The sequence below is a fragment of the Rhizobium sp. BK316 genome, from assembly GCF_014193695.1.
GTDB lineage: Bacteria > Pseudomonadota > Alphaproteobacteria > Rhizobiales > Rhizobiaceae > Rhizobium.
The window spans coordinates 1-13,661 of sequence record NZ_JACHZR010000001.1 but is presented as its reverse complement, the minus strand read 5'-3'; the positions used below and the strand labels follow the sequence as shown (position 1 = coordinate 13,661).

The 13,661-nt window shown below is 60.7% G+C and carries 14 protein-coding genes and 1 pseudogene; 10 read left to right on the top strand and 5 right to left on the bottom strand.

Annotated elements, in window-relative coordinates; translation table 11 throughout:
* The first annotated feature begins 73 nt into the window (after positions 1–73).
* Genes FHT87_RS00075 through ugpC form a run of 5 tightly spaced genes read left to right on the top strand, consistent with a single transcriptional unit; the run spans position 74 to position 5,091 of the window.
* On the top strand, positions 74–1,003 hold the full coding sequence (locus tag FHT87_RS00075; RefSeq protein ID WP_183736367.1) for a sugar ABC transporter permease: 930 nt from the start codon (positions 74–76) through the stop codon (positions 1,001–1,003).
* Positions 1,000–1,842: a carbohydrate ABC transporter permease gene (locus tag FHT87_RS00070; protein WP_097615824.1), complete on the top strand. Its 843-nt coding sequence runs from the start codon at positions 1,000–1,002 to the stop codon at positions 1,840–1,842. The genes FHT87_RS00075 and FHT87_RS00070 overlap by 4 nt, the downstream gene beginning before the upstream one ends.
* A gap of 41 nt (positions 1,843–1,883) precedes the next feature.
* Positions 1,884–3,122, top strand: a complete 1,239-nt coding sequence (locus tag FHT87_RS00065; RefSeq protein ID WP_183798447.1) for an ROK family transcriptional regulator — start codon at positions 1,884–1,886, stop codon at positions 3,120–3,122.
* Positions 3,123–3,153: 31 nt separating this feature from the next.
* Positions 3,154–4,008 (top strand): sugar phosphate isomerase/epimerase, encoded by an 855-nt coding sequence (locus FHT87_RS00060; protein ID WP_183798444.1) that lies wholly within the window; start codon positions 3,154–3,156, stop codon positions 4,006–4,008.
* A 21-nt stretch (positions 4,009–4,029) separates the two neighbouring features.
* Positions 4,030–5,091, top strand: a complete 1,062-nt coding sequence (gene ugpC / locus FHT87_RS00055; protein ID WP_183798441.1) for a sn-glycerol-3-phosphate ABC transporter ATP-binding protein UgpC — start codon at positions 4,030–4,032, stop codon at positions 5,089–5,091.
* Positions 5,092–5,144: 53 nt separating this feature from the next.
* On the opposite strand, the gene FHT87_RS00050 is transcribed toward ugpC, so the two are convergent.
* Entirely contained in the window at positions 5,145–6,026 is an 882-nt protein-coding gene (locus FHT87_RS00050; protein ID WP_246699541.1) for a LysR family transcriptional regulator, read from the bottom strand.
* A gap of 189 nt (positions 6,027–6,215) precedes the next feature.
* Between FHT87_RS00050 and lysA the strand changes: the two genes are divergently transcribed.
* Complete coding sequence (gene lysA / locus FHT87_RS00045) at positions 6,216–7,487, top strand: diaminopimelate decarboxylase (protein WP_183798435.1); 1,272 nt, start codon at positions 6,216–6,218, stop codon at positions 7,485–7,487.
* A gap of 744 nt (positions 7,488–8,231) precedes the next feature.
* Positions 8,232–8,810: a DUF4143 domain-containing protein gene (locus FHT87_RS00040; RefSeq protein WP_246699540.1), complete on the top strand. Its 579-nt coding sequence runs from the start codon at positions 8,232–8,234 to the stop codon at positions 8,808–8,810.
* Positions 8,811–8,842: 32 nt separating this feature from the next.
* On the opposite strand, the pseudogene FHT87_RS00035 reads toward FHT87_RS00040, so the two are convergent.
* Positions 8,843–8,947, bottom strand: a pseudogene (locus tag FHT87_RS00035) (LysR family transcriptional regulator); the annotation flags it as partial.
* A 6-nt stretch (positions 8,948–8,953) separates the two neighbouring features.
* The gene (locus tag FHT87_RS00030) at positions 8,954–10,804 is read right to left on the bottom strand and encodes an ABC transporter transmembrane domain-containing protein (RefSeq protein WP_183800929.1); all 1,851 of its coding nucleotides are present in this window, start codon (positions 10,802–10,804) and stop codon (positions 8,954–8,956) included.
* 267 nt (positions 10,805–11,071) lie between these two features.
* Here FHT87_RS00030 and FHT87_RS00025 point away from each other — a divergent pair, with 267 nt between their 5' ends.
* From FHT87_RS00025 to FHT87_RS00015, 3 genes are read left to right on the top strand one after another with little or no spacing between them, the layout of a single operon-like run.
* Positions 11,072–11,836 carry a heme ABC transporter permease gene (locus FHT87_RS00025; RefSeq protein WP_183798428.1) on the top strand — a complete coding sequence of 255 codons (765 nt, stop codon included), beginning with the start codon at positions 11,072–11,074 and terminating at the stop codon, positions 11,834–11,836.
* Between the two features lies 1 nt (position 11,837).
* A complete protein-coding gene (locus FHT87_RS00020) occupies positions 11,838–11,993 on the top strand; it encodes a heme exporter protein CcmD (protein ID WP_183736356.1) in 156 nt (51 codons plus the stop codon).
* Positions 11,994–12,557 carry a DsbE family thiol:disulfide interchange protein gene (locus tag FHT87_RS00015; protein ID WP_183736355.1) on the top strand — a complete coding sequence of 188 codons (564 nt, stop codon included), beginning with the start codon at positions 11,994–11,996 and terminating at the stop codon, positions 12,555–12,557.
* A gap of 36 nt (positions 12,558–12,593) precedes the next feature.
* Here the strand turns inward: FHT87_RS00015 and FHT87_RS00010 are convergent, their stop codons facing one another.
* Together FHT87_RS00010 and FHT87_RS00005 are read right to left on the bottom strand one after the other, a co-directional pair.
* Positions 12,594–13,286, bottom strand: a complete 693-nt coding sequence (locus FHT87_RS00010) for a CBS domain-containing protein (protein ID WP_183736354.1) — start codon at positions 13,284–13,286, stop codon at positions 12,594–12,596.
* A 75-nt stretch (positions 13,287–13,361) separates the two neighbouring features.
* On the bottom strand, positions 13,362–13,661 hold a 300-nt coding region (locus FHT87_RS00005; RefSeq protein ID WP_183798425.1), incomplete at its 5' end, for a cytochrome c-type biogenesis protein.

The window sequence follows — 13,661 nt, the reverse complement described above, 5'->3', positions numbered from 1 at the left end:
TCCAACGCTTCCGACCTCGGCGGCGCCTGATCCCGGGCGCCGTCGACAGTGCCAAACCCGGACAGAGAAGCCAATGAGCCCTATTGCCATCGAGGCTGACAGCCCGCCTCAAAGCAGAACGTTCATGCGTCGGTTCGCCGGTGCGCCCCTGCCCTGGATCATGCCCGTGATCGTCGTCATCGGCATATTCTACCTGTATCCCGTCATCGACGTTTTCCGGCTTTCCTTCACCAATGCAACACTGATCGGCGACACCCAGGATTATACGCTGGGTTCGATCGCCAATGCGCTTAGCTCGCCGCAACTGCCCGACATTCTCTGGGCGACGCTGATCTTCGTCGGCGGCAGCGTCATCGGCCAGCAAATTCTCGGTCTTGCCGTCGCTGTCACTGTCATCCGCGGCGAGAAGCGCGGCCTGTTCGGCACCACGATCCTGAGGACGACGGCGCTGGTCGCCTGGGTCGTGCCAGGCATTGCCGGCGGCATCATCTGGCAGATGCTGTTTTCCGAAGCGCCTTATGGGGCGCTGAACAGCATTTTGAGGCTGATGCACATGCCGACAGTTGCCTGGCTTTCGGACCCGGCGATGGCGCCGTGGTCGACGCTGATCTCGAACATCTGGCGCGGCACCGCCTTTTCGATGGTCGTCATGTATGCGGCGCTGAAATCGATCGATCCCTCGCTCTACGAAGCCGCCGAGGTCGACGGCGCCAGCGCCTCGCAGCAGTTCTTCTTCGTCACGCTGCCGCAGCTGCGCGCCGCCATCCTCGTCAACATGATCCTGATCACCATCCAGACGGTGAACACCTTCGATGCGATCATCACACTGACAGGCGGCGGACCGGGGCGCGCGACCGAGGTGATCTCGCTCTACGTCTTCAATATCGTGTTCCGAAACTACGATCTCTCCGGCGGCAGCGTGCTCTCCGTGCTGATGCTGATCATCAGCCTCGGGCTCGCCTTCGTCTACGCATCGTTCCTGCCGAAGGAGGAAGAGCAATGAGCGGACGCACCGGAACACGGCTCGGCGATGCCATGAGCTATCTCTTCATGCTGGTGATGTTCGTCTTCTTCGCCGGTCCCCTCACCTATCTCCTGTCGATGGCCCTGCGTGACAAGCGCGAGGTCTATCGCGGCGCGGCACGTTACATTCCCGACAATCCCACTATCCAGAACTTCATCACCGTTCTCAACAACAGCTATTTCCCGATCTATCTCTGGAACGGCCTGAAGCTCGCAGCACTCAGCGGGCTCGGCGTGCTGATCGTCGCCTTGCCCGCCGCTTACGCTTTCTCCCGCTTCCAGTTCCGCGGCAAGGGCCTCTCGATGATGGGGCTGCTGCTCTTCCAGATGATCTCGCCGCTCGTTATCATGGTGCCGCTCTACCGCTACATGAACCGCCTCGGCCTGCTGGACACGCATTTCGCCGTCGTCATGGTCTATATCGCACTCGGCGTCCCCCTGGCGACCTGGCTGTTAAAGAGCACGGTCGACGGCATTCCGCGCAGCCTCGACGAAGCCGCCATGATCGACGGCTGCAACCGCTTCTCGGTCTTCTGGCGCATCATCCTGCCCCTGTCGGCGCCGGGCATCGCCTCCGTCTTCATCATCACGGTCATTGCCGGCTGGTCGCAATTCCTGGTGCCTTTCCTGCTGCTCACCAAAAATGACCTGATGCCGATCGGCGTCGGAATCTTTAACTTTCGCGGCATGCAGACCGACTCGTCCATCCAGCTGCTTGCGGCCGCCTGCCTGATCTCCGTCGTACCGGCGATCGTGGCTTTCCTGTCGCTCCAGCGGCTGATCCTCGGCGCCATGACAAGTGGCGCTGTGAAGGGATAGAGCCAGGTTGCGTATCCGTGGCTGATAGAGGATTCCAACCCATGAACCAGATGACCGGCGCCAGACTGTCCCCCGACCTGACGGGGGCCAATGTCGAGGATGCGGGCGAGCATAACAGAGCCGTCGTGCTGCGTTGTGTCCATCGGCAGGCGCCGATTTCGCGTGCCGAAATTGCCCGGCAGACCGGCTTCACCAAGCCGGCAATCGCCCGGATCGTGGATCGCCTGCTCGACGAGGGCCTGATCATCGAGGCTCGCCGGCGGCACGGGCTGAGGGGGCAGCCGGCAATCGAGCTCGAGATCAATCCCGACGCGTTTTTCGCGATCGGCATCAATATCGATCGCGATCATCTGACGATCGTCGCCGTCGATGCCGTCGGCAACGTGCGCGCCCGCGTGCACCACGAAAAACGCTACGTGCGTCCGGCCGAATTCATGCAGCTGACGGCCGATGCCATATCGCATTTTCAGCGAAGCCGGCTGATCGACGACGCGCATCTGGCCGGCATCGGGCTTGCGATGCCGGATTGGCTTGGCGAGATTCCTTTCCTCGGCATGCCTGACGACTATTCCGAATGGACGGAATTCGACGTGCGCGCTGCGCTCGAAAGCCTGACGCAGCATCCGGTCTTCATCGAAAATGAGACCAATGCCGCAGCGCTTGCCGAGCTTGACTATGGCCTCGGCGCGGAAAGCCGCAGCTTCTTTTATATCGCCATCAATGCCTGTCTGGGCGGTGGCCTGGTGCTCGACGGCAATGGACATCGCGGCGCCATGGCTCTCAGCGGCGAAATCGGCTGGCTGCCGATCGCCGACAACCGGGACAAGACCGCCCCCAAGGTCGATCTTCTCGGCGAGATGGTGACGATATTTTTCCTCTACAAGTTCCTTGCAGAGCACGGCATCCATGCGAGCGTGCCGCAGGACCTCCTGACGCTCGACGCCCGCGGCAAAGCCCTTGTGTCGAAGTGGCTGAAGGAAATGAGCGCTCACCTTGCCGTTGCGGTCAAGCATATCGGCATGATCGTCGATCCCGACGCCATCATCATCGGCGGCCGACTGCCGATCCGTATGATCGACGAGTTGCTGCGCTACGTTCACGAACAGCTGACGGCCGGAGACAACACTTTGCCTTCGCTGCATCGTGCTTCGATCGGCGAGGACGCTTCAGCACTCGGTGCTGCGGCGATGCCGATGGCGGCCGCCCTGATGCTGGCATCCGCCGACGCCGTGCAACGCACCCGCTCGCCGCTCAAATTCATGGATCGCTTGAACATTTAAAACAGCCGGCAGGGCCGCTGGGAGGATATTGATGAGGATTGGTTTTTATACGTCGACATTCAGCGACCGGCCGCTTGAGGAGGTGGTGGATTTCGCTGTCTCTGCCGGTTTCGATGCGATCGAAATCGATGTCGGCGGCCATATCAAGACGCCGGACAGGGTGCGCGCTGCTGTGGCACTTGCTCGCGACCATAACCTCTTCGTTTCCTCGATCACCTACTTCGGCAATCAGCTTGATGCCAATAGCGGCAAGCGCGGCGAGCTTCGCACCCGCACGGAAGAATTTGCCGAGGCGATCGGCGAAGCGGGCGTGCCGATCTTCGTGATCTTTCCCGGACGCGATGATAGTGCCGACGACGAAGCCAATTACGGTGATTTTGCCGAATTCGCCAATCGGCTGATCAGCAGGACGGCGTCAAGCGGCCTCGTCTTCGCGATCGAAAACTGGCCGGGGCCTCAGGACAACTTCATCGGAACCACGCCCAAGGGCTGGCAGGAACTCTTCAAGCGGATTCCCGACCGGCGCTTCGGTCTTGAATTCGACCCGTCGCACCTCATCCGCATCGGCATAGACCCCTATGCCGCGATGGACGCGGTCAAGGATCGCATTGCCATTCTCCATGCCAAGGATACGGCAACCGATGCGGCCGTGCAGCAGGCAGTCGGCTATCACGGCAAGGGCTGGTGGCAGTATAAGCTGCCGGGCCAGGGCCTTCTCGACTGGCAGCGTTTCCTACGCCAGGCGCGGACCAACGGCTTCGACGGCACACTTTCGATCGAGCACGAGGACGCCGCCTACGGATGGCCGGGCAAGGATCTCGAGGCCAGAAAGGAGGGCGAACGCCTTGGCCTCGCCTACCTCAGAAACGTCTTGAACAAGCTTTGAGCGCGACCTGGGAGGACGGAAATGGCTCATGTTAGAGTGAACAATGCGCGCAAGGACTATGGCGCGTTCAAAGCCATCAAAGGTGTGTCGGTCGATATCCGCGACGGCGAGTTCGTCGTCCTCGTCGGTCCCTCGGGCTGCGGCAAATCCACCCTGCTCAGGATGATCGCCGGTCTGGAAGGCATCAGCTCTGGCGAGATCCAGATCGGCAAGCATATCGTCAACGAGCTGGCGCCAAAGGATCGCGACATCGCCATGGTGTTCCAGAATTATGCTCTTTATCCGCATATGACGGTCGCCAAGAATATGGGCTTCTCGCTGCGGCTGAAGCGCATGCCGAAGACGGAGATCGATCAACGTGTCGGCAATGCCGCCAAGATCCTCGGCCTGGAGGCACTTCTCGAGCGCTATCCGAAGCAACTGTCAGGCGGCCAGCGACAGCGTGTTGCGATGGGCCGCGCCATCGTTCGGGATCCTGCCGTCTTCCTCTTCGATGAGCCACTGTCGAACCTCGATGCCAAGCTGCGCGTCCAGATGCGATCCGAAATCAAGGAACTGCATCAGCGGCTGAAGACCACGACGATCTATGTCACGCACGACCAGATCGAGGCGATGACGATGGCGGACAAGATCGTCGTGATGAAAGACGGCGTGATCGAACAGTCGGGCTCGCCGCTCGAACTCTACGACCGCCCGAGCAACCTCTTCGTCGCCGGCTTCATCGGCTCTCCCGCCATGAACTTCATCAAGGGGAACATGACGAATGAAGGTTTCCGGACCGAAGACGGGCTTATCCTGCCGAGCGAGCGGCACCCATCCGGTGCCGTCACCTACGGCATTCGCCCCGAACACATCACACTCGACCCCAACGGCATCGAGGTGACCACAGCCGTTGTCGAGCCGACAGGGTCCGAGACACTGGTGATCGCGCGCCTTGGCACGCAAACGATCAGCTGCGTCTTCCGGGAGCGGATCAGAGCAGCCCCTGGCGATGTGCTGCGGATCGCTCCGCTCCATGATGCCGTTCACCTGTTTGACGAAGGTGAGCAGCGCATCACCGCTGGCGAACCGGTGCTGAACTAGTTGCGCGTGACGGGGCATCGTTGACCCGCCCGACCTCGTCTGCCTCCACGAAGTCATTGGGGATCGATGAGGGCGGCAAGCCGGGCTTCGATCAGCCCCGCTTGCCGGGCCAATTCGGCCCCGAAAACATCGACCAGTTGCGACGGTGGCCGATGGATCGGCCGCACAATGTTGACGGAAAACGGGATCGAGAACGATAACCGGCGAAGATGTACGCCGTGGCCGGCATAATCCAGGGCCGTCAAGGGATTGACGATGGCCAGGCCAATTCCCTCCCGTACCATGGAGCAGACGGATGCTGCGCTATGGGTCTCAATGACCATATGCCGCGTGATGCCGGCGTTCCGAAAAATCAGATCGATCTGCTGCCGGTAGCTATCCGTCGCCGACAGACTGACAAAGGATTGCCCTTCGAAATCGCCTGGTGAGAGAACGGCCTTTTCAAGAAGCGGATGATCGTCCGGCAGCACGCAGATCTCGTCAAGCAGCATGAGTGGGGTTACCTCCGTGCCTTGGGGGGCATGGCTGACCTCCGTCAGTCCGAAGTCATAGCGTTGCGCCGACAGCCATTCCTCCAGCAGAGGCGACTCCTGCGGAACGATACTGATGCCCACGTTCGGGAACCGCTCGATGAAACATCGGCAGGTCTGCGGCAGGAGCGATTGAGAAAAAACCGGCAGGCACACGATGGAGAGCTGCCCCTGTTCGAACTGGCGCAGCGACGTCGCCGCGCTGATGATCCTGTCCAGCCCGAAATAAGCGCGCTGCACCTCCTCGAACAATTGCAGAGCATGTGCCGTCGGGCGGAGCCGGCCGCGCACACGCTCAAAGAGCTTCATCTGGATGAGACGCTCGAACCGTGCCAGCTCCCGGCTGATCGTCGGCTGAGAGGTACTCAGCATCGCGGCCGCATCCGTGACGCTGCCTGTCGTCATCACAGCCCTGAAGACCTCGATATGCCGAAGGGTAATGGCCATGCCTGTCTCATATCAGAATTGAATACAGTTTGGAAAAATTGATATTTTTCATATGCCTGATTTCGTGGTCAACCCGTATGTGAAACCGCATGCCCAACTTGAAACGATCTTTCGGCTCGAAGGGCGGCCATATGGACAACCAACACCATGCCCATCATTTCTGCCAAAGACCTCACTGCTCTCGCTCATGAATATGGGACGCCCTTATGGGTTTACGACGCTCCGACGATCCGCGATCGGATAAGACAGCTTCAGGCATTCGATGTGATCCGCTATGCGCAGAAGGCGTGCTCCAACATCCACATCCTCTCCCTCATGCGCGAGGCGGGTGTGCTTGTGGATTCTGTGTCCCTCGGCGAAATCGATCGCGCACAGCGGGCGGGTTTTTCCGCCAGCCCGACCGTCTCAGGTGCGGCGGGCATCGTCTACACCGCCGATATTTTCGACCGCCCGACCCTGCGCCGTGTCGTGAAGGATAAGGTTGAGGTGAATATCGGCTCCATCGACATGCTGCACCAGCTCGGAGATCTGTCGCCCGGCCACCGCGTCTGGCTTCGCGTTAATCCGGGTTTTGGCCACGGCCACAGCAACAAGACAAATACGGGTGGCGAAAACAGCAAGCATGGCATCTGGCATGCGGAGCTTAACCATGCTGTCGAATTGGTTCGCCGCTATCGCCTGCATCTCGTCGGGCTTCATCTCCATATCGGCTCCGGTGTCGATTACGGCCATCTCGAGCGGGTCTGTCGCGCGATGACCGACCTGCTGAGCGATCTGGATCACGACATCGAGGCAATCTCTGCCGGTGGCGGCCTGTCCGTTCCCTATCGCGACGGGGACAGGGCGATCGATACCGAACATTATTTCAGCTTGTGGGACGGCGTGCGCAGGCAAGCAGAAAGCAGGCTCGGCCATGCCGTGCGCCTGGAGATCGAGCCGGGACGCTTCCTCGTGGCAGAAGCCGGTCTTCTGCTGGCCGAGGTTCGCGCCACCAAGCAGGTTGGCCGAAATCACTTCACCCTCGTCGACGCGGGTTTCAATGACCTGATGCGCTCCGCCCTCTATGGCAGCTACCACGAGATCTCGGTACTGCCGCACGACGGGCGAAGCCTCAGCCCATCTGAGCTGCGCCCTACTGTCGTAGCCGGCCCGCTCTGCGAATCGGGAGACGTATTCACGCAAGGGGCCGATGGCGTGGTCGAGACGCGGGCGCTACCGCCCACCGAGGTCGGCGACCTGCTCGTTTTCCATGGAGCAGGTGCCTATGGCGCGTCCATGTCGTCGAACTACAACAGCCGGCTTCACGCTGCCGAATATCTCATGGACCGGGTAAACTCCCGGCTCATCCGTCGGCGCCAGACTATCGATGAGCTTTGCGAGATGGAATTGATCGCGAGTCCTGCCGCAGAAGCGGCGTGAGCCTTGAAAAATCCAGGAAGGATCATAAAACGCCGAAGCCTTTCGGCACCGGTACGCGAAGCCTGTCGTCAGAGGTCGAGCATCAAATCGCCAACGCTTTGATCGTGACCCCGATTGCTGATTTCGAGCTGCTTGGGGCTTGTTGCCTCTTTGCGCTTCCTGGAACCCGTCTTTCTGCCCCTCGCAGGGAGCTCCCCTGATAACTCGAGGAGTTTTGGGGCAGGCTCCGCAGGTGCTGATATCGTCGTGGCAGCCTGCCCTTCCATCCTGTCGGTTTCGCTCTCAGCGGCAGTAGTGGAAATGTCCGATGGCTCGATGTCGGATCGTCTATTAACGTTCGACTTTGCAATTTTGATTGCCGGGACAACGTCCTGCTGTATCTTCGGCGCGAAACGTATCATGAGTACTCACTTTTCCATTCGTTCGCTTTATGTTCTCATCGAAAAGCGCGATTCTGTCAACCTAGCTCGCAGTCGAACAGCCAATATACCAATAGCCCTTGTGCCACGTTCTGAACACGGCGTGGTTTGCCGGATAGCATTGCGCGCCCGAAATTAGTCCAATGCTCCGGAAGCAAAACGACCTTGCGCCGCACCTGCGCGCGGAATTCGCATCACACGATGGTCGCAAGCAAGTCGCAGATCGGCGCGAGCTCGGCTCCTCGCCGTTGCGCTGCTTGGCCAGCGCCAGGTCGGCAAGACGACGCTGGCGCCGCCGTATTCCCGCCGAGACGCTACGGCGTTTTTGGACGATGCTTTCCCATCGTCAATCGGGCTATTGAATGCAGCCGAATTCGCACGGGCGCTCGGCGTCGACGGCAAGACCGTCGCCTCCTATCTTGATCTCCTAGTCGATCTGTTGCTCGTGCGGCGTCTTGAGCCTTGGCATGCGAACATCGGCAAACGTCTGGTCAAGTCACCACGGATCTATGTTCGTGACAGCGGTATCACCCATGCGCTCCTGGGACTGAGCACCCAAGAGGACCTGCTTGGGCATCCGGTGGCCGGCGCAAGCTGGGAAGGATTTGTGATCGAGACTTTGATTGCCGCGGCACCTACAGGGACTCAGAGCGATTTTTATCGGACGGCGGCAGGTGCTGAGATCGACCCTCTCCTCACGCTTCCCGGCGCTCGTCCCTGGGCTATCGAAATCAAACGCAGCCTCACACCGAAACTCGAGAAAGGTTTCTATCTGGCATGCGAGGATCTAGATCCAGCGCGGCGTATCGTCGTCTATCCGGGACTGGACGCTTTCCCGCTCAAAAACGATGTCGAAGCGCTGCCCCTCGCCTTACTCGGCAGAACTCTGCTGGATCTCGCTTAGGAGAAATCGGCCGGCAGATCTGACGCGATGCTGATCTTCTCAGCTCGCAGATCTTCGATATCGATCTCGGTCTTCAAGGAAAACCGGCCGTCTCTGGGGACGGCGAGCAGATAACGCTCCTGGGCGATCGACTGGAACAACGCTCACGCCGCGTCATGCTTGAACGTCGCTGCTTCCGAGAGGTCGAACTGCAGTTCGGCAAGCTTGGAATATGCTCCGCCCTTGCGGATCAGCGCGGCGTGTGTCCCCTCCTCGATCACCCGGCCGCCGTCCATCACCAGAATTCGATCCGCCTTGAGCACCGTGGCCAACCGATGCGCAATCACGATCGTCGTGCGATTGGACATCAACTCGTCGAGCCCCCTCTGCACGAGCATTTCGTTTTCCGCGTCGAGCGATGCCGTGGCCTCATCCAGCAAAAGGATCGGCGCGTTCTTGAGGACAGCTCGGGCGATGGCAAGTCTTTGCCGCTGGCCGCCCGACAAGGTGAGACCGCGCTCGCCGACCACGGTGCGATAGCCGTCCGGCAACTCGGAAATAAATCTGTGCGCCCGTGCTGTGGTCGCGGCCGCCGCGATCTCGTCCTGCGACGCATCGGGTCGTCCGAGACTGATGTTTTCTGCGATGCTCGTTGCGAAGATGGTAACGTCCTGCGGCACGATGGCAATTTCCCCTCGAACTGCAGCAGTAGCGGTGGTGCGCACATCGCAGCCATCGAGCGAAATGTCACCGGAATAATCCTTGTAGAAGCCGAGCAGGAGCGAAAAGACCGTGCTCTTGCCCGAACCAGAAGCGCCCACAAGCGCGACAGTCTCGCCGGGCTGGACGCTCATCGACAGGCCCGTGAGAACTTGCCTGTCCGGAGCGCCCGGATAGGCGAAATGCAGGTTCCGGATTTCGATCGAGCCTTTTGCGGGCCGGCTGAGCGAGGAACGCAAGGCTGGCTCGCTCTCGCCGGCATCTTCATCAAGCAATTCGAAAAGACGTTCGGCTGAGCCTGCTGCCTGCGCCAGTTCGCCCCAGACCTCCGAGAGCGAGCCCAGTGAACCAGCCGCAATGACGGAGTAGAGCAGGAACTGGCTGAGGCTTCCCGCCGACAGCGTTCCGGAAAGCAGGTTATGCGCGCCAATCCAGAGAACCCCGACGACACTTCCGAAAATCAGGGCAATAGCAACGGCGGTCAGGAGCGCACGCGAGCGGGCGGCAAAGACGGCGCTGCAATAGGACGCCTCGACGTCACGTGCATACCTGTCGCTCGCCGCTGCCTCCCCGTTGAAGGCCTGCACCGTCCGGCTTCCGGCGATCATTTCGCTGGCGAAAGCGGATGCGGTCGCAAGAGCGTCCTGAGCCGCCCGCGATTTTCTGCGGACCGAGCGCCCGAAAAGGACGAGCGGCGCGATGACGAGCGGGATGGCACCCAAGGTGATGGCGGAAAGTCCAGGGCTGGTGACGAACATCATCACCAGCGCGCCCAGGCACAGCAGCGAATTGCGCAGGGCCACCGATGCGGCGAGGTTCAATGCGGACTTGATCTGTGCGGCATCCGCGGTCAGTCGCGATGCGATGTCGCCGGATCTGTTGGCATCAAAAAAACGCGCCGGAAGCCGCGTCACATTTCGGAAGGTCTTCACACGCAGATCGCTGACGATGCGCTCGCCCAGCCTCGTGACGAAATAATAGCGGCAGGCGCTTGCTATGGCGAGCGCGATCGCAAGCGCAAGAAGCATCAGGAAATAGCTATTGATGAAGCCACCGTCGGACTGTCCAAAACCATGATCGATCATCCGGCGGACCGCCATCGGCAGCGCAAGCGAGATCAGCGCCGCGGCCGCGAGCGAGATCACGGCCAACAGCACCAAGCCCCGGTGAGGCCGTAGCAGGGGCAGCAACCGGACGAGGCCGGAGACATCAGGCTTCTTTTTCCCCGGCTGCGGTGTGGAGCCTGCAATCACGTCGGCGGGAGGAGTGGCGGATCGGTCGTGCGCGGCAATCATCAAGATGAGGGTCTCCTGGACTGGAATGTTTCCTTTTTGGCATTTGCGCGGCGTTCGTCTTTGACCGCGATCAACTATCGGGCGGTTCCGCCGAAGCGTTGCCGCGTCAGAAGGCCTCGACAACATGTCGCGATGAGCCTGCTGCACCCGCGGCCGAGGCTCAGACTGTGATAGCAGGAAAGCGAAATGAGAGACCCATGACCGCATGAATGGTCGCAGTTTGATCCCGGTCAATTAATCTGACGGCTTTGGACGTTAGAGCGGGCCATGACCTATGTCGAACGCGTCAATGACGACATCGCCAGGCTTGCGGAGCCCGCTAGATTCCTGGAACTGGCCGATCGGGTCCTGCCTGGACTCTCGATCGTCACTGCCCTCTGTTTCGCTATTGGACTTTATCTGAGTTTCATCTCCGATGGCGACTACCAGCAGGGTGAGACCGTTAGGATCATGTATGTCCATGTCCCGGCGGCATGGATGGCAATGCTCTGTTATACGGTGATGACCGCAAACGCCATTGGCTCCCTTGTATGGCGCCACCCGCTTGCCGATGTCGCCGCGCGCGCCGCTGCGCCGATCGGCGCTGCCTTTACCTTCGTGTCGCTCATCACCGGCGCGTTCTGGGGCAAGCCGATGTGGGGAACCTGGTGGGTGTGGGACGCGCGCCTGACCTCGATGTTCGTGCTTTTCCTGATGTATCTCGGCCTATTGGCGATCAATCGCGCGATCGACGAGCCGACGCGCGCCGCCCGTGTCACGGCGGTTCTCATTGTCGTGGGCTTCGTCAACATTCCGATCATCAAGTTCTCGGTCGACTGGTGGAACACCCTGCATCAGCCGGCAAGTGTGCTCAGGCTGAATGGCCCCACTCTGGACGTCGAATTCCTTCGCCCGCTCCTGACCATGGGGCTGGCCTTCACGGCACTCTTCTTCACCCTCCACGTGGCTTCGATCAGGAACGAGATCTGGCGGCGGAGACTCATGTCGCATCATCGCTTGGCCGCACGGGCCGCAATGCAAAGGGAGAATTGAGATGACACATCAGGACTATGTACTGGCAGCCTATACGGTCGCATTCGCCGTCATGACCGCCATGAGTGCGATAACCTGGTTTCGCGGCCGCACCTATCGCCGGCAGGTCGAGGTGGTGGCGAAGATCAGGCATCGCGCGCGTCACGAGGTCCGCTAGGTGCGCCGGCATCTTCAGGCCGCCGTGCCGCTGCTCGTCTTTGTGGCAATCGCCGGAGCCGCCGGGCGCATGCTTTATCGGGAGGCAGCGGAAGGATATTCGCCCTCGGCCTTGCCCTCCGCACTCATCGGTCAGGCACATCCGGCAATCGATCTGCCGCCGCTTGCCGGTCTGCAGTCTCCCGGACTTCGGGATAGCGGGCTCTCCGGCCAGGTCGCGATCGTCAACGTGTTCGCGTCCTGGTGCATTCCCTGCCTGCAGGAACATAGCGCGCTCATGCGGCTGTCGAAGGACCCGCGCATCAAGCTGATAGGCATCAATTACAAGGATGACAGCAGCAACGCTCTCGCCTTCTTGCGCGACAACGGAAACCCCTATGCTGCCGTCGGCGTCGATCCCACCGGCAGGGAGGCGATCGATTGGGGCGTTTACGGCGTACCGGAAACCTTCGTCATCGGCCGCAATGGCCGCATCCTATTCAAGCAGGTCGGCCCTCTCGACGAAAAGACCCTGTCGGCCGGCCTTGGTCCCGCTCTCGACAGGGCATTGGCTACCGGCAGCTGACCGGTAGCCCGCATCTACAGCTGGCTTGACTTGACCTCAAGCCGGTTGCGACCGCTTTTCCGGATCCGAATCCGCGACAAGCTGCAACCGATCAAGACAACCTCCGGAACCGAGATTTTCGACGAGCGCCAGCACGGCACGGCGCTGCAGCTCAGTTTCCACGTTCCCTTCGAGCGTGACCTGCCCATTGCGAACAGAAACGCGGATCCGCTGCGGCGTCAGCCCGAGATCGTATTTGAGGCGTGTTTGAACCGCGAGCAGGATCGCGTCATCCTCGCGCGGCAACCTGAACGTCGGGGTATCGGTTATTAGAGCGAGGATATCGCGCCGGCTGACGATCCCGACGAGCCGTCCGTCGTCGACGATCGGAATGCGCTTGATACGATGGACCTCAAGGCTTTCCGCGATGTCGGAGACCTCGCTGTCCGGTCTGGCGACGATGACGTCGCGTGACATGATATCCCTGACGGACCAGCCATTGCCGCGGATGTAGCGGTCCAGATCGACATCGGAGGTGACTTCCGCGTTACGCGTCGCGCGCGGGGCAAGCCGTATCTCGCGACGCAGCAGCAGGTCGCCCTCGGTCAGGATCCCGCAGATCCGCCCTTCGTCATCAACCACGGGCAGCCCGCTAATGTTGTTTTGCATCATCACCGCGATGGCATGGCGAACCCCCGCCTCAGGGCTGATCGAAACCACATTGCTCGTCATAATGTCCTTAGCCTGCATGCTCGCACCTTCCTTTCCGGAAACATCTGGTGCGGTGAGAGTAAGACGGCGCCGGCGGATCGACCTTGACCTCCATCAAAGTCGCGGTGTCGGATCGAGCAACTCGGCGAGCTTGGCCTGTTCTTCGGCGGTGAGCTTGCTGCCGGTCGGCTTGCCGGCTCTTCTGCGGGCAAAGACGACGAGCGAAACCCCGCCGGCGAGGATCAGCAGCACGGGTGTGCCCCAGAGCAGCAGCGTGCGTAGGCTGAAGCGCGGCTTCAGCAGCACGAATTCCCCATAACGCGAGACGATATAGTTCAGCACCTCTTCGTCGCTGTCGCCATCGGTGATGCGCTCGCGCACGAGCAGGCGCAGGTCCTTGGCGAGATCGGCATT